Below are 24,237 nucleotides of genomic sequence, written 5' to 3'. Positions count from 1 at the left end.
TTTGGATCCATAAAAATAACGCTGGCGAAAAATTCAACGAAGAAGAAAACGTTATGCAGAAGATAATTAGGAACTGTGCCCGGTTTCGTAAGAGGGCGGATTAGCGTTGCGCCACCCGCCCGGCAAAAAAAGTCGTTAATAGCTTCTTAGCGCGTCAAATCCCAACCGCGCGCACGCCACAATTCAGGCAACTGCGACAGCGAGGTAAACGCGGTGACTTTCGGGTGGTCGATCGGCTTGTTGTGCGGATCGGCGCAGAAGTAATACACCTCCATGCCCGCCGCTACGCCCGCCATCGCGCCTGCGGATGAGTCGTCCACCAGCACGCAGTTTTTCACATCGACCTGCATCGCATCGGCGGCGTGGTGCATGATTGCCGGGTCCGGCTTCCAGCGCTGAATGTCATACCCGCTGTACAGCAGATCCGGGAAGTGGTCGAGCATGCCGGTTTTACCCAGCGAATGCTGCATTTTGGTGACCGGGCCGTTTGAGACGATACACATCGGCACTTTCATCTTCTTCAGCAATTCTGCTGCGCCTTCAATTTCCACCAGTTCACTCTCAAACAGCCTGGCGACTTCGGCGCGATACACCGCTTCCAGATCGGCTTTGTTCAGATTCACGCCGTGCTGATTGCTGATGGTATCGATGATCTCGTAGAGCTTTATCCCCTTGAAGGTCTTATGCACCTCCTCCAGATCGAGCTGGATGCCATATTGCGCAAACATATGCACGTAAGCTTTAGAGCAGATCACTTCGCTGTCGACTAACGTGCCATCACAGTCAAAAAATACCGCATCAATCCGGGACATGCCGTTTCCTTTGTTAAGAATGAAACGGCATTTTAACTGATTGCGCAAATTTTTGCCCCACGCAAACGATCCCGTATAAGTAAAATCAATGAAAAAAAGTCTGTGATAGCCGTCAACCTGACGCTTTTTTGGTATAGGATAACCGGCGAATTTTCCCTCCTCATGTTCGGAAACTGATAATGAGCCAACAAAACGCTACTCCGGCTTCGCAACCGGGGGTGCTTGAGCGCGTGTTTAAACTGCGTGAACATGGCACAACCGCCCGTACCGAAGTGATTGCCGGTATCACGACTTTCCTGACGATGGTGTATATCGTTTTCGTTAACCCGCAAATTCTGGGCGCGGCTGGCATGGATACCAGCGCCGTCTTTGTGACGACCTGTCTGATCGCTGCTTTCGGCAGTATCCTGATGGGATTGTTCGCCAACCTGCCGGTGGCGCTGGCACCTGCGATGGGCCTTAATGCTTTCTTCGCGTTTGTGGTGGTGGGCGCGATGGGCCTCTCCTGGCAAATCGGCATGGGCGCGATTTTCTGGGGCGCGGTCGGCCTGCTGATCCTGACTATTTTCCGCGTGCGTTACTGGATGATCGCCAATATCCCGGTGAGCCTGCGTGTGGGCATTACCAGCGGTATCGGCTTGTTTATCGGCATGATGGGCCTGAAAAATGCCGGCATTATCGTGGCGAACCCGGAAACCCTGGTCACCATCGGCAATCTGACGTCCCACTCTACGCTGCTGGGCGCGCTGGGTTTCTTTATCATCGCTATTCTGGCGTCGCGTAATATTCACGCTGCGGTACTGGTCTCTATCGTTGTCACCACGCTGCTGGGCTGGATGTTGGGCGATGTGCAGTACCACGGGATTGTTTCCGCACCGCCGAGCGTAATGAGCGTGGTGGGCCAGGTGGATCTGGCTGGTTCGCTGAATATTGGTCTGGCAGGCGTCATTTTCTCCTTCATGCTGGTTAACCTGTTCGACTCTTCCGGTACGCTGATTGGCGTGACGGATAAAGCGGGCCTGACCGATGAAAAAGGCCGCTTCCCGCGCATGAAGCAGGCGCTGTATGTTGACAGTATCTCGTCGGTAACCGGTTCGTTTATCGGTACGTCGTCAGTGACCGCTTACATCGAATCCTCTTCCGGCGTGTCCGTGGGTGGCCGTACCGGCCTGACCGCGGTGATCGTCGGGTTGCTGTTCCTGCTGGTGATTTTCCTGTCGCCGCTGGCGGGCATGGTGCCGGGTTATGCGGCTGCGGGGGCGCTGATTTACGTGGGCGTGCTGATGACCTCAAGCCTGGCGCGCGTGAAGTGGAATGATCTTACCGAAGCGGTGCCGGCGTTTATTACCGCCGTGATGATGCCGTTTAGCTTCTCTATCACCGAAGGCATTGCGCTGGGCTTTATCTCTTACTGCGTAATGAAAGTGTTCACTGGCCGCTTGCGCGACCTGAGCGCCTGTGTAGTCGTGGTGGCGCTGCTGTTCACCCTGAAAATCGTGTTTATCGACGCGCATTAATCAACAGGGCCAGCAATGCTGGCCCTTTTCACATCAGTTACGCACTCGCTGAATATACTCCCCAAACGCCGTTAACTGCCCGGTCAGATGGTCCAGCGTGCTCTGGTCAATCACTTCGCCCGTCTGGGTATCGACTTTATTCTGGATCACCCCGCCCATAAACTCCGGCTTGTTCATCACCATGGCGTCGAGGAACACCAGGATCTGGCGCAGATGATACTGGCAGCGCGCACCGCCAATAGCGCCCATGGAGCTGGTCTGGATCAGCACCGGCTTGCCCGCCAACGGCTGGTTGGGCAGGCGCGACAGCCAGTCGATGGCATTCTTCAGGCCGCCCGGCACCGAATAGTTATATTCCGGCGTGACAATCACGACACCGTCGGCTTCGCGGATTTGCGCCGCGATGGCTTCCACGCTTTGCGGAAAACCTTCGTCCTGCTGGATATCGGCGTCATACAGCGGGATATCCGCGATGGTCGGCAACGCGGCGATGTCCATCCCTGCCGGAGCCAGCTTCGGCAGCGTGCGCGCAACCATGGCGTTAAACGAGCCTTTACGCAGGCTTCCCAGTAGTGTCACAACTTTTAGCGATTCAGACATGATGACTCCCTGACGTTACGGAATGCGAATGATTGAGTATATGAGCTTTTTCAGCCGGCAGGCTGGTAAAACGCATCAAGCGCGAGGCTTCATCGTTGCGACGGGTTGGAATGTCCGGCAGGATTTTCCAGTTCTGCTGGTGGTATTGCCAGAGCGTCAGCTTTTCGATCGCAGGCGAGGCGGCCACCGACCAGATCAGGATATCCTCCGCATCGCAAATCGATTCCACCAGGGGGCAGTCCGCCACCCGCAATTTACCCGCGGCGGGCTGGAGCTGTACTGTATCTGAGGTTTGCTCTTTCTCACCCATCATTTTCAGCAGGCTGTGGCGTAAAGTCACCAGTTGGGTTTTGGCTTCATTGGCGTCGTGTTGCCTGGCGATCCATGTCGTTTCATTGCTGGTGAACGGATAAGCCTGATCGCCGGTATTGGGCAGTGAAAACCCGCGCGTGGTACGTTGCAACGCCATATCCAGGCCGCAGCGTCCTTCCGTGGTCAGCGCGACGCCCACCATATTTCCGGCGTAAGCGATGGAAAAGTCCGCCAGCTCGCGATCCCGGAACTGTGGTTTACCCTGTGGCGTCATATCAAGGGGGGGAAGGGTTTTAATGCCAAAAAAGCGGAACATCATCTCGGCGAGCAACGAGCGGGAGGCTAAAAAGCGCTGGCGTCGGTGTTCGGGTAACTGTCGCGCCAGCTCAAGACTTGCGGCGCACAGTCGTGGAGATAAGGGGACATCGGGGCTAAACAGTCCTCGAACAAAATGCGTTGCCATTTGTCGCTCCGTGATAATGGTCTGAATGGTGAAACGATAATTCACATTATCGCGCATACGCCGTAGGTTTTAATGCGGTTTAGCGCCGATGAAAAGCCTGAAGTCGTCACTTTTACAATTAATTAAGTTAATGCTTACGACTAACCGCATTTATTGCGTGAATAAATCAGAGGGATCACTGATCTGTTGCTCCTTATCAGTACGATCCGGCGAGCGGATCGGGGATTTTTCCCACAGTGGCTTAAAGGCGTCCCTGGCTCCGCTGTAAGGGGCTAACTGATTGCTGGTCTGCTGTTGCTCGATCAGCGTGTCAATCCGCGCACTAATGACCTCTTTCACGCGATTATGGTAACGCTGTAACGAGTTGGGGCTGGTCCCTTTCGGCATTTTTAAATTTTTATCATTTTTGATTTTCTCATACACCCCATCCTTGATTTTCATTGCGTCGCCATTAGGGATACCGCGTTTAAGGTCGAAGCACTTGAGCCCTGCAAGCCATGCCTCAACGCTCACTTTCTCGGTGCGTTTTACATTGTGGCTCGTCAGCAGCACTTTGTTTTGCTGATACCACTTTTCAAATCCCATCACGCTTTCAGCGTCTCTTTCACGGGCCAATTCTCGTGGCGGCGTAAACAAATAATGATTGGAGGTATAGCCTTTCTTTTCTTCATCGGAAATGGAGGCGGGTAAACCCTGCGCCTTGTTAGCCGCCGCGTTGCGATAAATACGCATAAGGCAGTCGCTAAGGAATCGCGTTGCTTCCCCGAGGCTATTTTTCTGAATCAGTTCGAGGAGATTTTCTCTAAGGATGGTTATCTGGCAATAATCATCATTCCATGGTTGCGCGTCGTTTTCTTCCTTGTTGGCGTCAGCAGGCGGTATAACGGTACAAAGCTTCCACAAAAAAGGCATCCACTGCGGGGTTTTGAGATAAGCCATAATTTCCCAGAGCCAGTCACAGACATGCTTTGCCGCCGCATTGCGATACAAATCGAGCAGATGTTCCGCTTCGCGCTCATCGGCATTGCTTTGCACATCGCGGATAAATTGGCGTTTGTGCTGCTTAAGGATTTTATTGATCTCAGTAAAACCGGGGTTATCGCTGATTGTCGGCACTGGATTATAAATATGTACGCCGCCAAATCGTGAAAGCCAATCCGGTAACGCTGGGCGCTGGTTACGGTAGAGATAAACGAGCTGGAAAACAGCCTCAGACAGCAGCGTCAGCGGGTCGATAGCAAACCAGGCGTTAAGCTTTTCAATAAGCAAGTCTGCTCGGGACCAGGCAATCGACAGATCCTGATGACAATATCCCTGCCTTACTTCTGCCGGAATGGGTTCACTCCCGGCTTTGGCCTTAATCAGGATTTCAATCAGTTCGTCGTTAATAAACGCGCTTTCAGCCATCAGCGAATGACTAAAGCGGCCATGCCAGCTTTCAGGCTGTTTATTAATCTGCCCCCAGGTTTTGATACTGACCTGATTATTATCGAAGCCGTTGAAAAGTCGGCGCATTAAGATCAGGGCATAAAGCACGTCATCGACAGGTTTTTCTTTTTCTCCAATGACATAGCTATCGTGTTTATAAATTTCCGCGAGCTGCTCTTTTTTAGCGCAAAGGATACCGAGTAAACGATGCTGTTCAGCAAACCAGCCATGCCAGGCCGGATCCAGGGCCAGCTTACGTGCTTTGAATATCAGAAGCAGCAGTTGCTCACTGACGGCGTCGTAAATCTCCGCGAAGGGAGGCCGATCGGCAGTGAGCGTTAAAGCGAGTTCTTCCATTATGTTTTTCATGGCTGTTTTCTCATTTTTTTTTGTGATTTTTGTCACAAAATTTAGTTCTGCTGTTTTACCTGTCATGCCCACTTATTTCTCACGTTTAAATGTACGAGTGTGGGGATTTTAGGAAAAGCCAATTTTATAACCATCCAGATGAAATTGATGATCAATTTTATATTTTCTATAACATTAATCATCAAAATAGATTAAGTGATGATTTATTTTGTCATATTAATTATTTTTTAATCAAAATAAATCTATATTCCATTAATTTGATTTATTTGCGGTTGTTGAACATCATGCATCTCACAGAGCAATTCGGCTCTGAATCTCATAAAGGTGATAGCCATGTTTGACGATCTGATTGATTTTGTATGTGAAAACCCGTTTACGTCGCTTGCAGTCGCCGCCGCGACGGTAGCAACCGGCGGCCTGGCGCTGGCGGCGGCACCCGCGATTGGCGCAGCGGCCAGCGCGGCCGGATTAGGCGCTGCGGGCGGGACGCTATACGGGGCCGCAGCCTCCTCCGCCGGTCTGGCTGCTTTGGGTGGCGGCAGCCTGGCATCCGGCGGATTAGGTATGGCAGGAGGGAAAGCGGTGGTTGCCACGCTTGGCGCGGTATCTGGCGGTGGTACGTCCGGCGTTATCGCAAAACTGACGGCCAATAAATAATCAGGGAGAATCGCAATGTCTCTGTTTTCAGCACCACTTCGCGAGTGGAACCATAATAAAATTATACGATTAACCAATGCGGGTTTTAGTGATAACACGATTGCCAGCGCTATTAATGACGATCTGAAAGGACGCGAGATCCCGGTTGAAGTTAGCCTGACGGGGAGTGATATTACTTCCTACAAAACCATTGCCGGGCTGGCGGGAGATTACTCGTTGATTTCCGAAAGCAAAATGAGGGCGCTCTGCGATGTGCCTGAACCAGGCTTCTCGCCAGGCTGAGAAAAGAGTACGGATAATCCGGGTGTCGCAGGATTATCCGTTACTCTGGAAAGCCGTATTATTTACCAATACAAAAACTGGAGAAAATCCGCCCCAGCAAATCATCGGAAGTAAACTCCCCGGTGATTTCGCTCAGGCTCTGCTGGGCGAGACGCAGCTCTTCCGCCAGCAGTTCGCCTGCCCATGCGCCCAGCAGCTGCGCTTTGCCTTGCTCCAGATGCTGCGCGGCGTTTTCCAGCGCCTGCAAGTGACGACGGCGCGCCAGGAAGCCCCCTTCCATATTGGTATCAAAGCCCATGCTGCGCTTCAGATGGTCGCGCAGTACGTCTACGCCATTGCCGGTACGCGCCGACAAGCGAATAAGTGAGTGACCATTCACTTCGCTTAGACCCTGATGTTCGCCAGTGATATCCGCTTTATTACGCACCACGGTAATCGGTAATTTTTCCGGTAAGCGGGCAATAAAATCAGGCCAAATCGCCGCCGGATCGGTGGCGTCGGTGGTGGTGCCGTCCACCATAAACAGTACCCGGTCCGCCTGCTCGATTTCCTGCCAGGCGCGTTCAATGCCGATGCGTTCGACTTCATCGCTGGCCTCGCGCAGACCGGCTGTATCGATGATATGCAACGGCATGCCGTCAATATGGATATGCTCGCGCAGCACGTCGCGAGTGGTCCCGGCGATATCGGTGACAATCGCCGCCTCGCGGCCCGCCAGCGCGTTTAACAGGCTCGATTTCCCGGCGTTTGGCCGCCCGGCGATCACGACTTTCATCCCTTCACGCAGCAGGCTGCCCTGGCGCGCTTCAGCGCGTACCGCGTCGAGATCGGCCATTACGTCGTTAAGCTGCGCTTCGATTTTGCCGTCAGAGAGGAAGTCGATCTCCTCATCCGGGAAGTCGATAGCCGCTTCCACGTAGATTCGCAGGTGAGTGAGTGCTTCCACAAGTTGGTTTACACGGGTGGAAAAGGCACCCTGTAATGAGTTGAGCGCCGAACGCGCCGCCTGCTCGGAGCTGGCGTCGATCAGGTCGGCAATCGCTTCGGCCTGGGCTAAATCAAGTTTATCGTTCAGGAAGGCGCGCTCGGAGAACTCGCCGGGCTTCGCGATACGTACGCCGGGAATGGTCAGGATGCGCTTTAACAGCAGGTCAAGGATCACCGGGCCGCCGTGGCCCTGTAATTCCAGCACGTCTTCGCCGGTAAAGGAGTTGGGGCCAGGAAACCACAGGGCGATGCCCTGATCGAGGGCGGCGTTATCCACATCGCGAAACGGCAGATAGTCGGCATAGCGCGGTTTCGGCAGTTTACCCAGCACCGCCTGCGCCACGTCGCGCGCTTTCAGGCCGGAGATACGCAGAATGCCCACGCCGCCACGTCCCGGAGGAGTGGCCTGGGCGACGATAGTGTCGTTATGGCTCATGAAGTTTCTCTGTGGTTTCTGTCTTTTAATGCCAAATTATAAAAACAAAAAGGCGGTCAAATGACCGCCTTGTCTTAGATCTTATACGCGATACGCGAAATAATTTAAGTTGCAGGAAGGCGGCAAGCTTGTGAATCCCCAGGAGCTTACATCAGTAAGCGACTGGGGTGAACAAGCGCAGCCAACGCATCTGCAGCTTAAAGAATGAAGCGTATTAAGAGCTTTTCTTCTCGCGGCTGTGCAGACCACGTTTCTCCAGACCACGATAAATCAGCTGTTGCTGAAGGATGGTCACCAGGTTGCTGACGATATAGTACAGCACCAGACCTGACGGGAACCACAGGAAGAAGACCGTAAAGATGACCGGCATAAAGGTCATGATCTTCTGCTGCATCGGGTCGGTCACGGTGGTCGGCGACATCTTCTGGATGAAGAACATCGTCACGCCCATCAGGATCGGCAGAATGTAGTACGGGTCCTGGGCTGACAAGTCATGGATCCAGAGTGCGAACGGCGCATGGCGCAGTTCCACGGAACCCATCAGCATGTAGTACAGCGCAAGGAAGATAGGCATCTGAATCAGCAGCGGGAAGCAGCCACCCAGCGGGTTCACTTTTTCCGACTTGTACAGCGCCATCATTTCCTGGCTGATGCGTTGTTTATCATCGCCCAGGCGCTCGCGCATGGCCTGAATCTTCGGTTGCAGCAAACGCATTTTCGCCATTGAGGTGTACTGCGCTTTAGTCAGCGGGTACATCACACCACGAACGATAAAGGTGATAGCGATGATCGAGAAGCCCCAGTTGCCCAGGAAGCTGTGGATCCACTTCAGCAGCTTAAACAGCGGCTGAGAGATAAACCACAACCAGCCGTAATCCACGGTTAAATCCAGGTGCGGCGCAACGGCAGCCATTTTGTCCTGAATTTCCGGGCCAACCCACAGGGTGCTGCCCAGCGTGCCAGTCTGGCCAGGCTGAACCAGAACCGGTGCGGATTTATAACCAATCGCCGCCACGCCGTTACCCAGGTTAGCGGTATAGAAGTTATTCGCGCCGTCGTTGCGGGGTACCCACGCGGTGGCGAAGTATTGTTGCAGCATCGCCACCCATCCGCCGTTAGAGCTGACGTTCAGGTTCTCGTTATCGGCGATTTTGTCGAAGTTATATTTTTCGTACTTCTCGTCCGGTGTAGAGAACGCCGCGCCACGGAACGTGTGCAACGCAAAGTTATTGCTGCCGGTATCACGATGGCTTGGCAGATTGATGGTCTGCTTCAGCTGGCCGAAGGTAGACAGCTCAAGCGGCTTCTCACCGGCGTTCTGCACGCTGTAGCCCACGTTCACCGCATATTCACCACGCTTCAGGGTGAAGGATTTGGTAAAGGTGTTGCCTGCGGCATCGGTCCAGGTCAGCGGGATCACCAGCTCGTTCTGGCCGTCAGCCAGCGCAAAGCTATCGCTCTCAACGTTATACAGCGGACGCGCGCCGTTAGCCGGGTTATCCGGGCCATCGCGGCCAGTCAGGCCACTCTGTGCCTGGTAGATAAACTGCGGCGTGGTTTCCAGCAGTTGGAACGGTTCGTTAGAACCCAGCTCTTTCGGGTAACCCAAAAGCAGAGCCTGCTCAATATCACCACCACGGGTGTTGATGGTAAGAGACAGGACGTCGGTTTTAACCGTAATGAGTTTCCCCTGGCCACTGGCTGGTACGCCCTGGCTGGCACTACCCGCTGCGGTGGTCGTAGTCTGCGTGGTCTGCTGTTGCTGGGGCTGAGGATTTTTATCCTGCTCCCAGGCTTGCCAGATCATGAAAGACACGAACAACAAAGCGATGAGAAGGAGATTGCGTTGCGAATCCATCGTTAGTGTTCTCTGGTATCAAAAGGTCCTGGCGGGACGGGGTCGTCGCCACCTGGGTGTAAAGGGTGGCATTTTAATACGCGTTTCACTGTCAACCAACTGCCTTTTATCACTCCAAACCTGCGCAATGCCTCAATTCCGTAGTGAGAACAGGTTGGTGTGAAACGGCAGTGCGGCCCGAGAAGCGGACTTATCAGGCGTTGATAGACCCGGATGAGACCGATCAGGACTCGCGAGCCAGGCGACAATGGCGGCGCCATAACTTTTCCAATGCTTCCGAAAGCGCCCGATTATCGAGATCGGCAATACCGCGTTTGGCGACCACCACAAAATCCATCGGCGGGAGCTCATGCTGACGTAAACGAAAGCTTTCACGCGTCAGACGTTTAATCCGATTGCGCTCATGGGCTCGTTTAACGTTTTTTTTCGCGACGGTAAGACCGATACGGGGATGCCCCAGCGAGTTAAGGCGGCCGAGGATGGTGATTTGCGGCGTGCCAGCCCGAAGTGGCTGCTGGAAGACGAAAGTGAAATGATTGGGAGTTAACAAACGTAACTCCCTGGGAAATGCGAGCTTAACCACCAGGCGGTTAGCTTTTATTACTTAGAAACGGTCAGACGAGCGCGGCCTTTAGCACGACGACGTGCCAGAACCTGACGACCATTTTTAGTAGCCATACGAGCACGGAAGCCGTGAGAACGGTTGCGCTTCAGTACAGACGGTTGAAAAGTGCGTTTCATGGCGATTTCTACCTAAACTTGAATAAATTCACTGACTTTGCGTATGCGCGGACGGGCTGCCGAACGACTCACGTCGAAGTCATGGATGATTAAAGAGGCCGGATTGTAATAATTGTACACTCCGGAGTCAATTCACTTTCCTTATTTACCGCGCTTTTGCGCCCCGCAGAGCACGAAAAACACGCAGGAAACAGGCCGTAAAATCCGCGCCATAACGCGCCGGGTGGGGAATTATACGGGCATGAGAATAAAGTGCAAGGATCCGGCGGGATCCCCATGAGATCGTTTTCGCCGTTTTTGTACGATCGTCATTAAATTTTCCGATATAGCGGGCAATAAGACATACGCGCCCGCAACGATCGATTACACTTAGTCGGCCCGATCCCCCCTGTGGATAAATCAGGAAGAATCTGTGAGAAACAGAAGATCTCTGGCGCGCTTTACGCTATGATCCGCGGTCCCGATCGCGATCCGTTGATCCAGACATCGGGGTAATACCGCAGATAGCGGTTCACGCGCTCCCTTTTCGGGCTTGTCAGCGCGTGTCAACAATCATGAATGTTTCAGTCTTCGTCTATCGACGTTGTTCGAGTGGAGTCCGCCGTGTCACTTTCGCTTTGGCAGCAGTGTCTTGCCCGATTGCAGGATGAGTTACCAGCCACAGAATTCAGTATGTGGATACGCCCCCTACAGGCGGAACTGAGCGACAACACGCTGGCTTTGTATGCGCCAAACCGTTTCGTGCTCGATTGGGTCAGGGATAAGTACCTCAATAATATTAACGGACTGCTGAATGATTTCTGCGGTGCCGACGCCCCGCTGCTGCGTTTTGAAGTGGGAACCAAGCCCGTGGTGCGCAGTAATGCCATCCCGGCAAGCCAGGCGAAACCCGCTCAGGTTGCGCCTGCCGCGCCGGCGCGCCCGGCATGGGATAACGTGCCTGCGCCAGCGGAGCCGTCATACCGCTCTAACGTTAACGTTAAACATACCTTTGATAATTTCGTTGAGGGTAAATCCAACCAGCTGGCGCGCGCGGCGGCCCGTCAGGTAGCGGATAACCCCGGCGGCGCGTATAACCCGCTGTTTCTGTATGGCGGAACCGGCCTGGGTAAAACTCACCTGTTGCACGCGGTAGGCAACGGCATCATGGCGCGTAAGCCCAATGCCAAAGTGGTTTACATGCATTCAGAACGCTTCGTTCAGGACATGGTGAAGGCGCTACAGAACAACGCCATTGAAGAGTTCAAACGCTATTACCGTTCGGTGGACGCGCTGTTAATTGACGATATTCAATTTTTCGCCAACAAAGAGCGTTCACAGGAAGAGTTTTTCCATACCTTTAACGCCCTGCTGGAAGGCAATCAGCAGATCATCCTCACCTCGGATCGCTATCCAAAAGAGATCAACGGGGTGGAGGATCGACTGAAATCGCGCTTCGGTTGGGGGCTGACGGTCGCCATTGAACCGCCAGAGTTAGAAACGCGCGTTGCGATCCTGATGAAAAAGGCCGACGAGAACGATATTCGTCTGCCGGGCGAAGTGGCGTTCTTTATTGCCAAGCGCCTGCGATCCAACGTGCGTGAGCTTGAAGGCGCGCTGAACCGCGTGATTGCCAACGCCAACTTCACCGGCCGGGCGATTACTATCGACTTCGTGCGTGAAGCCCTGCGCGATCTGCTGGCGCTTCAGGAAAAGCTTGTCACCATCGACAATATTCAAAAGACGGTGGCGGAGTATTACAAGATCAAGGTAGCGGATTTGCTTTCCAAACGGCGCTCCCGTTCGGTGGCGCGTCCGCGCCAGATGGCGATGGCGCTGGCCAAAGAGCTGACCAACCACAGCCTGCCGGAAATCGGCGATGCGTTTGGTGGCCGCGACCATACCACGGTTCTCCATGCCTGCCGTAAGATTGAGCAGTTGCGTGAAGAAAGCCATGATATCAAAGAAGATTTCTCCAATTTAATCAGAACATTATCTTCGTGACGCTATGAAATTTACCGTTGAACGTGAACATTTATTAAAACCGCTCCAGCAGGTTAGCGGCCCGTTAGGCGGCCGTCCGACGTTACCGATCCTCGGAAACCTGCTGTTGCAGGTGACGGACGGGACCCTTTCGCTGACCGGAACCGATCTCGAAATGGAGATGATCGCGCGCGTGGCGCTGTCGCTACCGCACCAGGCGGGCGCGACCACCGTGCCGGCGCGCAAATTCTTCGATATCTGCCGTGGTTTGCCGGAAGGGGCGGAAATCGCCGTCACGCTGGAAGGTGATCGAATGCTGGTGCGCTCCGGGCGCAGCCGCTTCTCGCTCTCTACATTACCGGCGGCGGACTTCCCGAATCTGGACGACTGGCAAAGCGAAGTGGAGTTCACGCTCCCGCAGGCCACCATGAAGCGTCTGATCGAAGCGACCCAGTTCTCTATGGCTCACCAGGACGTGCGGTATTACCTGAACGGTATGCTGTTTGAAACCGAAGGCGAAGAGCTGCGCACCGTGGCGACCGACGGCCACCGCCTGGCGGTCTGCGCGATGCCGGTAGGGCAACCGCTGCCAAACCATTCGGTGATCGTGCCGCGTAAAGGCGTGCTGGAGCTGATGCGTATGCTCGACGGCGGCGACAGCCCGCTGCGCATTCAGATCGGCAGCAACAATATTCGCGCTCACGTTAACGACTACATATTCACCTCCAAGCTGGTGGATGGCCGTTTCCCGGACTATCGTCGCGTGTTGCCGAAAAACCCGGATAAACACCTGGATGCGGGCTGCGACCTGCTGAAACAGGCTTTCGCCCGGGCGGCTATTCTCTCTAACGAGAAGTTCCGCGGGGTGCGCCTGTACGTCAGCGAAAACCAGCTGAAAATTACCGCTAACAACCCGGAACAGGAAGAAGCCGAAGAGATCCTCGACGTGAACTACGCGGGCACCGAGATGGAGATCGGCTTTAACGTCAGCTATGTGCTGGACGTGCTGAATGCGCTTAAGTGCGAAAACGTACGCATTCTGCTGACGGACTCCGTATCGAGTGTACAGATTGAAGATGCCGCCAGCCAAAGTGCGGCTTACGTTGTTATGCCCATGAGACTGTAGTGGAAAATATCGGGCTATCTTACTTGCCATTTTCAACCTGGGCTGTGCTCGCCCCTGTCACGTACTTCGTGTACGCTCCAGGGTCTGCGCGCAGTCCGCGTTGAAACTGGCTGCGCCGATTACGCCCTGGCCCGAAGAAACCCATATATGTCACTGACACGTCTTCTCATTAAAGATTTCCGCAACATCGAAAGCGCGGATCTCCAACTTTCTCCCGGCTTTAATTTCCTGGTTGGCGCTAACGGCAGCGGCAAAACCAGCGTGCTGGAAGCCATTTATACGCTCGGCCATGGCCGGGCGTTTCGCAGTTTGCAGATTGGCCGGGTGATCCGCCACGAGCAACACGCGTTTGTGCTGCATGGCCGCTTACAAGAGGGCGAGCGGGAAACGGCGATCGGCCTGACCAAAGATCGCGATGGGGACAGCAAAGTACGCATCGACGGCACCGATGGCCATAAAGTGGCGGAACTGGCGCTGATGATGCCGATGCAATTAATTACCCCCGAGGGGTTTACTTTGCTCGGCGGCGGCCCCAAATACCGTAGAGCGTTCCTGGATTGGGGATGCTTTCACAATCAGGCGGGCTTCTTTGTCGCCTGGAGCAATTTAAAGCGGCTGCTCAAGCAGCGTAACGCCGCGCTGCGCCAGGTTACCCGCTACGAACAGCTTCGCCCGTGGGACAAAGAACTGATCCCGCTGGCCGAACAAATCAGCCAATGGCGTAGTGATTACAGCCGCGCCATCGCCGAAGATATGGCAGACACCTGCCAGCAATTTTTACCTGAATTCACGCTTACCTTTTCTTTCCAGCGCGGCTGGGAAAAAGAGAGTGATTATGCCGACGTGCTGGCGCGTAATTTTGAGCGCGACAGAATGTTGACCTATACCGCGCACGGGCCTCATAAAGCGGATTTTCGGATCCGTGCCGACGGCGCCCCGGTAGAGGACACGTTGTCCCGCGGGCAGCTCAAATTGCTGATGTGCGCGTTGCGCCTGGCGCAGGGTGAGTTTTTAACCCGAGAAAGCGGACGCCGCTGTCTCTACCTGATAGATGATTTTGCCTCTGAACTGGATGATGCACGTCGCGGCCTGCTGGCGAGCCGCTTAAAGGCGACTCAGTCACAAGTCTTTGTGAGTGCGATAAGTGCAGAACATGTGATGGATATGGCGGACAAAAATTCGAAGATGTTCGCCGTGGAACAGGGTAAAATAACGGATTAACCCAAGAACTAATGAGCGAGAAACGTTGATGTCGAATTCCTATGACTCCTCGAGTATCAAAGTCCTGAAAGGGCTGGATGCGGTGCGTAAGCGCCCGGGTATGTATATCGGCGACACGGATGACGGCACCGGTCTGCACCACATGGTATTTGAGGTGGTAGATAACGCTATCGACGAAGCGCTCGCCGGACACTGTAAAGACATCGTCGTCACTATCCATGCCGATAATTCCGTTTCCGTAACGGATGATGGCCGTGGTATTCCGACTGGCATTCACCCGGAAGAAGGGGTGTCTGCGGCGGAAGTGATCATGACGGTGCTCCACGCGGGCGGTAAGTTCGACGATAACTCCTATAAAGTTTCTGGCGGCCTGCACGGCGTAGGCGTGTCGGTAGTGAACGCCCTGTCCCAGAAACTTGAGCTGGTGATCCGCCGTGAAGGCAAAGTGCATCAGCAAACGTATATCCACGGGGTACCGGAAGCGCCGCTGGCAGTCACCGGTGATACCGACGCGACAGGCACCCAGGTGCGTTTCTGGCCGAGCCTGGAAACCTTCACCAACGTCACCGAATTTGAATATGACATCCTGGCGAAACGCCTGCGTGAGCTCTCCTTCCTGAACTCCGGCGTTTCCATCCGTCTGCGCGATAAGCGTGACGGCAAAGAGGACCATTTCCATTACGAAGGCGGCATCAAGGCGTTCGTTGAGTACCTGAACAAGAATAAAACGCCGATCCACCCGAACATTTTCTATTTCTCCACCGAGAAAGACGGTATCGGCGTGGAAGTGGCGCTGCAGTGGAACGACGGTTTCCAGGAAAACATCTACTGCTTTACTAACAACATTCCGCAGCGCGATGGCGGTACACACCTGGCGGGCTTCCGTGCGGCGATGACCCGTACCCTGAACGCCTACATGGACAAAGAAGGCTACAGCAAAAAAGCCAAAGTAAGCGCCACCGGCGACGATGCGCGTGAAGGCCTGATTGCCGTGGTGTCCGTGAAAGTGCCAGACCCGAAATTCTCCTCCCAGACCAAAGACAAGCTGGTCTCTTCCGAGGTGAAATCAGCGGTAGAACAGCAGATGAACGAACTGCTGGGCGAATACCTGCTGGAAAACCCGAACGACGCCAAAATCGTGGTGGGCAAAATCATTGACGCCGCCCGTGCCCGTGAAGCGGCGCGCCGCGCCCGTGAAATGACCCGTCGTAAAGGCGCGCTGGATCTGGCTGGCCTGCCGGGCAAACTGGCGGATTGCCAGGAACGCGACCCGGCCCACTCTGAACTTTACCTGGTGGAAGGGGACTCAGCGGGCGGCTCTGCCAAGCAGGGGCGTAACCGTAAGAACCAGGCGATCCTGCCGCTGAAGGGTAAAATCCTTAACGTAGAGAAAGCCCGTTTCGACAAAATGCTGGCTTCCCAGGAAGTGGCGACGCTTATCACCGCGCTGGGCTGCGGCATTGGCCGTGACGAATATAACCCGGACAAACTGCGCTACCACAGCATCATCATCATGACCGATGCGGACGTCGACGGCTCGCACATTCGTACCCTGCTGTTGACCTTCTTCTACCGTCAGATGCCGGAAATCATTGAGCGCGGCCACGTGTATATCGCCCAGCCGCCGCTGTACAAAGTGAAAAAAGGCAAGCAGGAACAGTACATCAAAGATGATGACGCGATGGATCAATACCAGATTTCTATCGCGCTGGATGGCGCTACCCTGCACACCAACGCCAACGCGCCTGCCCTGTCGGGCGAAGCGCTGGAGAAGCTGGTGGCCGAGTTCAACGCTGTGCAGAAGATGATCAACCGCATGGAACGCCGCTTCCCGCGTGCCCTGCTGAAAGAGCTGGTGTACCAACCGACGCTCGGCGAAGCGGATCTGTCCGATGAAGCCAAAGTGACCCGCTGGATTTCCCAGCTGATCACCGAGCTGAACGAGAAAGAAACCCACGGCAGCGTCTGGAAATACGATATTCGCGAGAACCAGGAACTGCATCATTTCGAGCCGGTGGTGCGCGTGCGTACTCACGGCGTTGATACGGATTATGTACTGGATAACGAGTTCGTTATCGGCGCGGAATACCGCCGTCTGTGTACCCTTGGCGAGAAGCTGCGTGGTCTGATTGAAGACGATGCGTTTATCGAGCGCGGCGAACGCCGTCAGCCGGTAGAGAGCTTCGAGCAGGCGCTGGACTGGCTGGTGAAAGAGTCGCGTCGCGGCCTGGCAATTCAGCGTTATAAAGGTCTGGGCGAGATGAACCCGGATCAGCTGTGGGAAACCACCATGGACCCGGAAAGCCGTCGTATGCTGCGCGTGACCGTGAAAGACGCGATTGCCGCCGATCAGCTGTTTACGACTCTGATGGGCGATGCGGTTGAACCGCGCCGCGCCTTTATCGAAGAGAACGCCCTGAAAGCCGCGAATATTGATATCTAACGTTTTTCCGGTCATCAAAATTCGCCGCTCATCCGAGCGGCGTTTTTTTTGGCTACCCTTAGCGGGCGCTCACTGGCGAATGAAGTGGTTTTTTTGTGAGCGGAATCGCGTTAGCATGAAACAAACCCACTACCTCAAAAGATCCCCATGACGATAAAACTCATCGCAATTGATATGGACGGCACGCTTTTGCTGCCCGATCACACCATTTCGCCCGGCGTTAAAGACGCTATCGCAAAGGCGCGAGCGCAGGGCGTTAACGTGGTTCTCACCACCGGCCGCCCTTACGCAGGGGTTCATAGCTACCTGAAGGAATTGCATATGGAGCAGCCGGGCGACTACTGCATTACCTACAATGGCGCGCTGGTGCAGAAAGCCAGCGACGGCAGTACCGTGGCGCAAACGCCGCTGAGTTATGACGATTATCGTTATCTGGAGAAACTCTCCCGGGAAGTGGGCTCGCATTTCCACGCTCTCGACCGTAACACGCTGTATACCGCCAACCGCGATATCAGCTATTACACGGTGCATGAATCCTTTGTCGCCACCATTCCGCTGGTGTTCTGCGAAGCGGAAAAAATGGATCCAAACATGACATTCCTGAAAGTCATGATGATTGATGAGCCTGCGGTGCTCGACAAAGCCATCTCACGTATTCCGGCAGAGGTGAAAGAAAAATACACCGTGCTGAAAAGCGCGCCGTACTTCCTTGAAATCCTTGATAAGCGTGTTACCAAAGGCACCGGCGTGAAATCTCTGGCGGATGCGCTGCACATCAAACCGGAAGAGGTGATGGCGATCGGCGATCAGGAAAACGATATTGCGATGCTCGAATATGCCGGTATTGGCGTGGCGATGGGGAACGCGATTGATTCCGTCAAAGCCGTGGCGAATTTTGAAACCAAAACCAACCTCGAAGACGGCGTGGCGTACGCCATTGAGAAATTCGTCCTGCAATAATCCCCGCTTATCCTGCCGCCTGGAGCCTTCCCGGCGGCCAGCTTCTCTGTCTCTCTGACGCTTTTACTCTCCCCGTATTCTCGTTGATGACCTCCGCGCTCCATTCTCGATCGTGGATTGTTGTTTTTGTGATCTAAATTGTAGTACAACAATATCATGTTGTACTACATTGTTACCGTCGTCATGGACGCTCGCTTCACGTTTGTACTTCAAAATTGAGGCGAAAACCGACGGTCACGGTAAAGTAAAGGGATGTGTGATTACCAGGGAAAAGCCATGACACTGACCAAAACCGATCGCATCGCGATAACGTTGGGCCGCCAGATTGTGAGCGGAAAATATGTACCGGGTGCAGCGTTACCCGCGGAAGCAGACCTGTGCGAGGAGTTTGAAACCTCGCGCAACATCATCCGCGAAGTGTTTCGCACGCTGCTTGCCAAGCGGCTGATCGAAATGAAGCGCTACCGGGGGGCGTTTGTCGCGCCGCGCAACCAGTGGAACTACCTCGACACCGACGTGTTGCAGTGGGTGCTGGAAAACGACTATGACCCACGGCTGATTAGCGCCATGAGCGAGGTGCGAAATTTGGTAGAGCCGGCCATCGCCCGCTGGGCGGCGGAGCGCGCCACCTCAAGCGATCTGGCCCAAATTGAAGCGGCGTTAAACGACATGGTGGCCAACAATCAGGATCGCGAGGCTTTTAACGAGGCGGATATCCGCTATCACGAAGCGGTGTTGGCCTCAGTGCATAACCCGGTTTTGCAGCAGCTGAATGTGGCGATCAGCTCATTGCAGCGCGCGGTTTTTGAACGGACCTGGATGGGCGATGAGGCCAACATGCCAAAAACCCTTCAGGAGCATAAAGCGTTATTCGACGCCATCCGTCATCAGGATGGCGACGCGGCGGAACAGGCGGCGCTGAATATGATCGCCAGCTCCACCCGCAGGCTTAAGGAAACTACATAACATCCCGATATAGCGCTATCGACTGGCTGTATACCGTCACCGAAAGCTCGCGTGGCCGGGATTTACCGCCCGCACACTTGAGGGCGACAACGCTTTTCAGGCAGGTATAAGGAGCATTGCCGATGCGATGGCAAACTGAACTTCCCCTCATCGCGATTTTGCGGGGCATCACCCCCGAGGAAGCCCCACAGCATGTGGGCGCGATTATTGCCGCTGGTTTTCAGGCGGTAGAAATTCCGCTTAATTCCCCGAACTGGCAGCAGAGCATCCCGGCGATGGTCGATCGCTATGGCGATAAAGCCCTGATCGGCGCAGGTACGGTGACTCAGCCAGAGCAGGTGGTCCAACTGGCGCAGATGGGCTGCAAACTGATCGTCACGCCCAATGTTAACGTGGGCGTCATCCAGCGCGCAGTGGAATACGGCATGACCGTTTGCCCCGGCTGCGCCACCGCCACGGAAGCTTTCGCGGCACTGGATGCGGGCGCGCAGGCGCTGAAAGTGTTCCCTTCCTCGGCCTTTGGGCCGGAGTACATTAAAGCGCTGAAAGCCGTATTGCCTGACGATGTGCCGGTGTTCGCCGTCGGCGGCGTCACGCCGGAGAACCTGGCGCAATGGCTGGACGCAGGGTGTATCGGCGCGGGACTTGGCAACGATCTTTACCGGGCAGGGCAGCCGCTCAGCCGTACCGAGGAACAAGCACAGGCATTTATTCATGCGTATCGAGAGGCAGTGAAATGAAAATAACCAAACTCACCACGTACCGGCTACCGCCCCGCTGGATGTTTTTAAAAATCGAAACCGACGAAGGCATTGTCGGCTGGGGTGAACCGGTGATTGAAGGCCGCGCCCGCACGGTTGAAGCGGCGGTTCATGAACTGGGCGAAATGCTGATTGGCCAGGATCCGGCGCGTATCAACGACCTGTGGCAGATTATGTATCGCGGCGGATTTTATCGCGGTGGCCCGATATTAATGAGCGCGATTGCCGGTATCGATCAGGCGCTGTGGGATATCAAAGGCAAAGTATTAAACGCGCCGGTCTGGCAATTAATGGGCGGCCTGGTGCGCGATAAAATTAAAGCCTACAGCTGGGTGGGCGGCGACCGTCCGGCGGAAGCGATCGCCGGGATTGAAACACTGCGTAAAATTGGCTTCGACACCTTTAAATTAAACGGCTGCGAAGAACTCGGCGTGATTGACGATTCCCGTAAAGTTGATGCCGCCGTTAATACCGTGGCGCAAATTCGTGAAGCCTTTGGCAATACCATTGAGTTTGGCCTGGATTTCCACGGTCGCGTCAGCGCGCCGATGGCGAAAATATTAATTAAGGAACTCGAACAATACCGCCCGCTATTTATTGAAGAGCCGGTATTAGCCGAGCAGGCGGAATATTATCCGCGCCTGGCCGCGCAAACCCATATTCCCATTGCCGCTGGCGAACGTATGTTCTCGCGCTTTGAGTTCAAGCGGGTGCTGGAAGCGGGTGGCATCGCTATTCTGCAACCCGATCTCTCCCACGCAGGCGGCATTACCGAATGCTTTAAAATCGCCGGGATGGCAGAAGCTTACGATGTCGGCCTGGCGCCGCACTGCCCGCTCGGCCCGATTGCGCTGGCGGCGTGTCTGCATATCGATTTTGTTTCCCGTAATGCTGTGCTACAGGAACAGAGTATGGGCATTCATTATAACCAGGGCGCAGAACTGCTCGACTTCGTTAAAAATAAACAAGACTTCGCGATGGATGGCGGCTATTTCCACCCGTTAATGAAACCGGGGCTCGGTGTGGAAATCGATGAAGAACAGGTTATCGAACGCAGCAAAAGCGTGACCGACTGGCGCAATCCATTATGGCGACACGCGGATGGCAGCGTCGCGGAGTGGTAATCACGCGCTCAGTAAAAGTGAAATAAAAACGCCTCAGTAATAGCCGTAAAAAAATAATTCGATACATCACCCTCTGTATTTCACAGGGCATGGTGAGGAGCCTCGCCATGCCAAAATCTGGAGACAGAACATCATGGATATCTCCGTAATTGCGGCAAAACCTACGCGCCGCCGCTACCTGACGCTGGTTATGATCTTTATTACCGTCGTGATTTGTTATGTCGATCGCGCTAATCTGGCGGTGGCGTCCGCTCATATTCAGGAGGAGTTCGGCATTACCAAAGCGGAAATGGGTTACGTCTTTTCCGCCTTCGCCTGGTTATATACGCTCTGCCAGATCCCCGGCGGCTGGTTTTTAGATCGCGTCGGGTCGCGTTTAACTTATTTTATCGCCATTCTCGGCTGGTCGGTGGCAACCTTATTTCAGGGCTTCGCCACGGGACTATTATCGTTGATAGGTTTACGCGCCATCACGGGCATATTTGAAGCCCCGGCGTTTCCTACCAACAACCGCATGGTGACCAGCTGGTTCCCGGAACATGAGCGCGCTTCGGCGGTGGGCTTTTATACCTCCGGGCAGTTTGTCGGCCTGGCGTTTTTGACGCCGCTGCTGATCTGGATCCAGGAGCTGCTGAGCTGGCACTGGGTATTTATTGTCACCGGCGGGATCGGCATCATCTGGTCGTTTATCTGGATAAAAGTTTATCAGCCGCCGCGCCGCAGCAAAGGCGTTAACCAGGCGGAACTGGAGTATATTCGCGACGGCGGCGGCCTGGTGGATGGTGACGCGCCGGTTGAGAAAAAAGCGCGTACGCCGCTCACTCGCGCCGACTGGAAACTGGTTTTCCATCGTAAATTGCTGGGCGTCTATTTAGGCCAGTTTGCCGTGACCTCAACGCTGTGGTTTTTCCTGACCTGGTTCCCGAATTACCTCACTCAGGAGAAAGGCATTACCGCATTAAAAGCCGGATTTATGACGACGGTGCCGTTCCTGGCGGCCTTCTTCGGCGTGCTGCTGTCCGGTTGGGTCGCCGATCGGCTGGTGCGACGCGGGTATTCGCTGGGCGTAGCGCGCAAAACGCCGATTATCTGCGGACTGTTAATTTCTACTTGTATCATGGGCGCAAACTACACCAACGATCCGGTGTGGATTATGACGCTGATGGCGCTGGCGTTCTTCGGCAACGGGTTCGCATCCATTACCTGGTCGCTGGTCTCCTCACTTGCGCCGATGCGCCTGATTGGCCTGGCGGGCGGGGTGTTTAACTTCGTCGGTGGTCTGGGCGGGATTACGGTACCGCTGGTGGTAGGCTATTTAGCGCAGGGTTACGGCTTCGCCCCGGCGCTGGTGTATATCTCGGTGGTCGCACTGATAGGTGCCTGCTCATACATTTTGTTGGTTGGGGATGTGAAGCGGGTCGGTTAATAAAATCAGACGCCTGCCATCGGGCGTCTGATTTTTTAGCGTACTATGATGGGCATTACCGCCATCTGAACGAGCCTGTCTATGAAACAACTCACTTTTGCCCCTCGCAACCATCAGCTCACCAATATCAATACCTGGACGCCGGACAGCCGCTGGCTGGTGTTTGACGTGCGTCCGTCCGGCGCCTCCTTTACCGGTGAAACCATTGAGCGGGTCAATGTAGAGACCGGAGAGGTGGAGGTGCTCTATCGGGCTACCGGGGGCGCGCATGTTGGCGTAGTGACGGTAAACCCGCAGAAAGCGCAATATGTGTTTATCCACGGCCCGGAAAACCCGGATAGCGGCTGGCAGTATGATTTCCACCATCGTCGCGGCGTGATGCTGGAAAACGGCAACGCCAAAAACCTGGATGCCATGGATATTACCCCGCCGTTTACCCCCGGCGCGCTGCGCGGCGGCAGTCACGTGCATGTGTTCTGCCCGGACGGGGAGTGGGTGAGCTTTACCTATAACGATCATGTGCTGCACGAATATGACCCGACACGCGATTTGCGTAACGTCGGCGTGGCGCTGCCTTTTGGCCCGGTGACGCCGCCCTGCGTTCATCCCCGTGAATACGCCGGGCAATACTGGTGCGCGCTGGTCAGCCGTACCACGCCAGAGCCGATGCCGGGCAGTGATGACATCAACCGCGCTTATGAAGAGGGCTGGGTGGGTGCATATGGCTATCGCAAGCCGGATGGCAGCATGCAGCGCCGGGCGCTGGCGTTTATTGGCGATACGCGTAGCGTGACGGGCGAGAAAGTCCCCGAACTGTTTATTGTGGATTTGCCGGAGCGTGAAGCCGACTGGCAGCAGGCTGGCGCTGAGCCGCTTGAAGGTACCGAAACGACATTGCCCGCGCCGCCTGCGGGTGTGATCCAACGGCGGTTAACCTTCACGCATTCCCGCGCCTGGCCGGGTCTGGCGACCTCGCCGCGCCACTGGGTGCGCAGCAATCCGCAGGGCGATGCCATCGCGTTTTTAATGTGCGATGAACAGGGCATCGCGCAACTGTGGCTGATCTCGCCAAACGGCGGTGAGCCGCAGCAGTTAACCACTGGCGAAGCGGGCGTGGAATCGGCGTTTAACTGGCACCCGAGCGGCGAATGGCTTGGTTTTATTCAGCAGGGAAGCGTGGTGCTGTGTGATGCCAAAACGGGTGCGATTACGCCACTGACGCAGCGGCACTCACCTTCCGGGGACGCGGTGGTCTTTTCACCTGACGGGAAAAACGTGGCCTGGATGGCGCATAAAGACGGTTATCAGCAGCTTTGGATGGCGGAAACCGGTCACTGATAGTTAGCAGGCGGGATCACGCTGTTAACGGCGTGATTCTTTTTTTCGCTCTCTTCAACCCGCGACTTCACCGACTTATCGGTACGGAAAACATCCCAGGGCAGCAAGACGGTATCCATCACCACTGTGAAAGGCAGATCCAGCGCGATCAGCGGCTTAAATCCCCAGCTGATGTCGTCAGCGCCCAGGTGATCGACGCTGGTGCGCGTCCCCGGGTAAACGCCTTTTTCGCCGCCGCCAGTGTGGGTCATTACGCTGGAGCAGCCGTTTAGTAGCGTAAGCGTGCAGCCGATCATCAAAATCCGTATAAATATTTTCATTGTCATTTTTACTTTGTGTTGTGGCAACGCGTTGATTAAGGAATAAGGCTTCGCTTCCTGAAAATTTACTGCCGTGACAATTTGTTAGGGTGACATTCTCGTCTTTTTTCCCCTGCGCTAAAACCAGT

General features: G+C 54.8%; 22 protein-coding genes and 1 pseudogene. 13 read left to right on the top strand and 10 right to left on the bottom strand.

Going from position 1 to position 24,237, the window contains the following annotated elements; all coding sequences use genetic code 11:
• Positions 1-146 precede the first annotated feature (146 nt).
• Positions 147-812 carry a 6-phosphogluconate phosphatase gene (yieH, locus tag FHW74_RS12370; RefSeq protein ID WP_183170710.1) on the bottom strand — a complete coding sequence of 222 codons (666 nt, stop codon included), beginning with the start codon at positions 810-812 and terminating at the stop codon, positions 147-149.
• A gap of 179 nt (positions 813-991) precedes the next feature.
• Here yieH and FHW74_RS12365 point away from each other — a divergent pair, with 179 nt between their 5' ends.
• Positions 992-2,329: an NCS2 family permease gene (locus FHW74_RS12365; protein WP_183170709.1), complete on the top strand. Its 1,338-nt coding sequence runs from the start codon at positions 992-994 to the stop codon at positions 2,327-2,329.
• 33 nt (positions 2,330-2,362) lie between these two features.
• Here FHW74_RS12365 and FHW74_RS12360 read toward each other — a convergent pair whose 3' ends face one another.
• The 3 genes from FHW74_RS12360 to FHW74_RS12350 form a co-directional block, all read right to left on the bottom strand.
• On the bottom strand, positions 2,363-2,929 hold the full coding sequence (locus tag FHW74_RS12360) for an NADPH-dependent FMN reductase (RefSeq protein ID WP_125292903.1): 567 nt from the start codon (positions 2,927-2,929) through the stop codon (positions 2,363-2,365).
• Positions 2,922-3,704 (bottom strand): 4'-phosphopantetheinyl transferase superfamily protein, encoded by a 783-nt coding sequence (locus FHW74_RS12355; protein ID WP_183170708.1) that lies wholly within the window; start codon positions 3,702-3,704, stop codon positions 2,922-2,924. The genes FHW74_RS12360 and FHW74_RS12355 overlap by 8 nt, the downstream gene beginning before the upstream one ends.
• 150 nt (positions 3,705-3,854) lie before the next feature.
• Positions 3,855-5,573, bottom strand: a complete 1,719-nt coding sequence (locus tag FHW74_RS12350; RefSeq protein ID WP_183170707.1) for a hypothetical protein — start codon at positions 5,571-5,573, stop codon at positions 3,855-3,857.
• 261 nt (positions 5,574-5,834) lie between these two features.
• On the opposite strand from FHW74_RS12350, the gene FHW74_RS12345 reads away from it, so the two are divergent.
• Positions 5,835-6,158 carry a hypothetical protein gene (locus tag FHW74_RS12345; RefSeq protein ID WP_183170706.1) on the top strand — a complete coding sequence of 108 codons (324 nt, stop codon included), beginning with the start codon at positions 5,835-5,837 and terminating at the stop codon, positions 6,156-6,158.
• A gap of 15 nt (positions 6,159-6,173) precedes the next feature.
• Positions 6,174-6,440 (top strand): hypothetical protein, encoded by a 267-nt coding sequence (locus FHW74_RS12340; RefSeq protein ID WP_183170705.1) that lies wholly within the window; start codon positions 6,174-6,176, stop codon positions 6,438-6,440.
• Positions 6,441-6,498: 58 nt separating this feature from the next.
• Here FHW74_RS12340 and mnmE read toward each other — a convergent pair whose 3' ends face one another.
• The 5 genes from mnmE to rpmH all read right to left on the bottom strand — a co-directional run bounded on the left by mnmE (position 6,499) and on the right by rpmH (position 10,462).
• The gene (gene mnmE, locus FHW74_RS12335; RefSeq protein WP_183170704.1) at positions 6,499-7,863 is read right to left on the bottom strand and encodes a tRNA uridine-5-carboxymethylaminomethyl(34) synthesis GTPase MnmE; all 1,365 of its coding nucleotides are present in this window, start codon (positions 7,861-7,863) and stop codon (positions 6,499-6,501) included.
• Positions 7,864-8,077: 214 nt separating this feature from the next.
• Positions 8,078-9,721: a membrane protein insertase YidC gene (yidC, locus tag FHW74_RS12330; protein WP_183170703.1), complete on the bottom strand. Its 1,644-nt coding sequence runs from the start codon at positions 9,719-9,721 to the stop codon at positions 8,078-8,080.
• A 2-nt stretch (positions 9,722-9,723) separates the two neighbouring features.
• On the bottom strand, positions 9,724-9,981 hold the full coding sequence (gene yidD / locus FHW74_RS12325; RefSeq protein ID WP_072042720.1) for a membrane protein insertion efficiency factor YidD: 258 nt from the start codon (positions 9,979-9,981) through the stop codon (positions 9,724-9,726).
• A complete protein-coding gene (gene rnpA / locus FHW74_RS12320; protein WP_002435532.1) occupies positions 9,945-10,304 on the bottom strand; it encodes a ribonuclease P protein component in 360 nt (119 codons plus the stop codon). Before rnpA ends, yidD begins: the two co-directional genes overlap by 37 nt.
• Before the next feature lie 17 nt (positions 10,305-10,321).
• Positions 10,322-10,462, bottom strand: a complete 141-nt coding sequence (gene rpmH / locus FHW74_RS12315; RefSeq protein ID WP_000831330.1) for a 50S ribosomal protein L34 — start codon at positions 10,460-10,462, stop codon at positions 10,322-10,324.
• Positions 10,463-11,065: 603 nt separating this feature from the next.
• Here rpmH and dnaA point away from each other — a divergent pair.
• The 10 genes and pseudogenes from dnaA to FHW74_RS12265 all read left to right on the top strand — a co-directional run bounded on the left by dnaA (position 11,066) and on the right by FHW74_RS12265 (position 23,789).
• Complete coding sequence (dnaA, locus tag FHW74_RS12310; RefSeq protein WP_125292896.1) at positions 11,066-12,445, top strand: chromosomal replication initiator protein DnaA; 1,380 nt, start codon at positions 11,066-11,068, stop codon at positions 12,443-12,445.
• Between the two features lie 4 nt (positions 12,446-12,449).
• On the top strand, positions 12,450-13,550 hold the full coding sequence (dnaN, locus tag FHW74_RS12305; RefSeq protein ID WP_183170702.1) for a DNA polymerase III subunit beta: 1,101 nt from the start codon (positions 12,450-12,452) through the stop codon (positions 13,548-13,550).
• 147 nt (positions 13,551-13,697) lie between these two features.
• The gene (recF, locus tag FHW74_RS12300) at positions 13,698-14,771 is read left to right on the top strand and encodes a DNA replication/repair protein RecF (RefSeq protein ID WP_183170701.1); all 1,074 of its coding nucleotides are present in this window, start codon (positions 13,698-13,700) and stop codon (positions 14,769-14,771) included.
• Positions 14,772-14,799: 28 nt separating this feature from the next.
• Positions 14,800-17,214, top strand: a complete 2,415-nt coding sequence (gene gyrB / locus FHW74_RS12295; protein ID WP_183170700.1) for a DNA topoisomerase (ATP-hydrolyzing) subunit B — start codon at positions 14,800-14,802, stop codon at positions 17,212-17,214.
• Between the two features lie 147 nt (positions 17,215-17,361).
• Positions 17,362-18,174, top strand: coding sequence for a sugar-phosphatase (gene yidA, locus FHW74_RS12290; protein WP_183170699.1), 813 nt, complete (start codon positions 17,362-17,364; stop codon positions 18,172-18,174).
• A gap of 276 nt (positions 18,175-18,450) precedes the next feature.
• Positions 18,451-19,140 (top strand): D-galactonate utilization transcriptional regulator DgoR, encoded by a 690-nt coding sequence (dgoR, locus tag FHW74_RS12285; RefSeq protein ID WP_183170698.1) that lies wholly within the window; start codon positions 18,451-18,453, stop codon positions 19,138-19,140.
• 122 nt (positions 19,141-19,262) lie between these two features.
• Positions 19,263-19,880 (top strand): 2-dehydro-3-deoxy-6-phosphogalactonate aldolase, encoded by a 618-nt coding sequence (locus FHW74_RS12280; protein ID WP_183170697.1) that lies wholly within the window; start codon positions 19,263-19,265, stop codon positions 19,878-19,880.
• On the top strand, positions 19,877-21,025 hold the full coding sequence (gene dgoD, locus FHW74_RS12275) for a galactonate dehydratase (RefSeq protein ID WP_183170696.1): 1,149 nt from the start codon (positions 19,877-19,879) through the stop codon (positions 21,023-21,025). Before FHW74_RS12280 ends, dgoD begins: the two co-directional genes overlap by 4 nt.
• Positions 21,026-21,114: 89 nt before the next feature.
• Positions 21,115-22,451, top strand: a pseudogene (locus FHW74_RS12270) (MFS transporter).
• Between the two features lie 81 nt (positions 22,452-22,532).
• Entirely contained in the window at positions 22,533-23,789 is a 1,257-nt protein-coding gene (locus tag FHW74_RS12265) for a DUF3748 domain-containing protein (protein WP_183170694.1), read from the top strand.
• Here the strand turns inward: FHW74_RS12265 and FHW74_RS12260 are convergent.
• On the bottom strand, positions 23,783-24,109 hold the full coding sequence (locus tag FHW74_RS12260) for a YceK/YidQ family lipoprotein (RefSeq protein WP_183170693.1): 327 nt from the start codon (positions 24,107-24,109) through the stop codon (positions 23,783-23,785). The two genes, FHW74_RS12265 and FHW74_RS12260, sit on opposite strands and share 7 nt — an antisense overlap.
• Positions 24,110-24,237: the final 128 nt, after the last annotated feature.

This window comes from Atlantibacter sp. RC6, assembly GCF_014193285.1.
In the GTDB taxonomy this organism is placed as follows: Bacteria; Pseudomonadota; Gammaproteobacteria; order Enterobacterales; family Enterobacteriaceae; genus Atlantibacter.
Note: the sequence above shows the minus strand (reverse complement) of the source record. Positions and strands in the feature narration are given on the sequence as shown.

What these genes read in the sequence shown, in the direction of transcription:
- yieH (WP_183170710.1), bottom strand. Translation starts at nt 812, where the DNA reads ATGTCCCGGATTGATGCGGTATTTTTTGACTGTGATGGCACGTTAGTC.
- FHW74_RS12365 (WP_183170709.1), top strand. Translation starts at nt 992, where the DNA reads ATGAGCCAACAAAACGCTACTCCGGCTTCGCAACCGGGGGTGCTTGAG.
- FHW74_RS12360 (WP_125292903.1), bottom strand. Translation starts at nt 2,929, where the DNA reads ATGTCTGAATCGCTAAAAGTTGTGACACTACTGGGAAGCCTGCGTAAA.
- FHW74_RS12355 (WP_183170708.1), bottom strand. Translation starts at nt 3,704, where the DNA reads ATGGCAACGCATTTTGTTCGAGGACTGTTTAGCCCCGATGTCCCCTTA.
- FHW74_RS12345 (WP_183170706.1), top strand. Translation starts at nt 5,835, where the DNA reads ATGTTTGACGATCTGATTGATTTTGTATGTGAAAACCCGTTTACGTCG.
- FHW74_RS12340 (WP_183170705.1), top strand. Translation starts at nt 6,174, where the DNA reads ATGTCTCTGTTTTCAGCACCACTTCGCGAGTGGAACCATAATAAAATT.
- mnmE (WP_183170704.1), bottom strand. Translation starts at nt 7,863, where the DNA reads ATGAGCCATAACGACACTATCGTCGCCCAGGCCACTCCTCCGGGACGT.
- yidC (WP_183170703.1), bottom strand. Translation starts at nt 9,721, where the DNA reads ATGGATTCGCAACGCAATCTCCTTCTCATCGCTTTGTTGTTCGTGTCT.
- yidD (WP_072042720.1), bottom strand. Translation starts at nt 9,981, where the DNA reads ATGGCGCCGCCATTGTCGCCTGGCTCGCGAGTCCTGATCGGTCTCATC.
- rpmH (WP_000831330.1), bottom strand. Translation starts at nt 10,462, where the DNA reads ATGAAACGCACTTTTCAACCGTCTGTACTGAAGCGCAACCGTTCTCAC.
- dnaN (WP_183170702.1), top strand. Translation starts at nt 12,450, where the DNA reads ATGAAATTTACCGTTGAACGTGAACATTTATTAAAACCGCTCCAGCAG.
- recF (WP_183170701.1), top strand. Translation starts at nt 13,698, where the DNA reads ATGTCACTGACACGTCTTCTCATTAAAGATTTCCGCAACATCGAAAGC.
- gyrB (WP_183170700.1), top strand. Translation starts at nt 14,800, where the DNA reads ATGTCGAATTCCTATGACTCCTCGAGTATCAAAGTCCTGAAAGGGCTG.
- yidA (WP_183170699.1), top strand. Translation starts at nt 17,362, where the DNA reads ATGACGATAAAACTCATCGCAATTGATATGGACGGCACGCTTTTGCTG.
- dgoR (WP_183170698.1), top strand. Translation starts at nt 18,451, where the DNA reads ATGACACTGACCAAAACCGATCGCATCGCGATAACGTTGGGCCGCCAG.
- FHW74_RS12280 (WP_183170697.1), top strand. Translation starts at nt 19,263, where the DNA reads ATGCGATGGCAAACTGAACTTCCCCTCATCGCGATTTTGCGGGGCATC.
- dgoD (WP_183170696.1), top strand. Translation starts at nt 19,877, where the DNA reads ATGAAAATAACCAAACTCACCACGTACCGGCTACCGCCCCGCTGGATG.
- FHW74_RS12265 (WP_183170694.1), top strand. Translation starts at nt 22,533, where the DNA reads ATGAAACAACTCACTTTTGCCCCTCGCAACCATCAGCTCACCAATATC.
- FHW74_RS12260 (WP_183170693.1), bottom strand. Translation starts at nt 24,109, where the DNA reads ATGAAAATATTTATACGGATTTTGATGATCGGCTGCACGCTTACGCTA.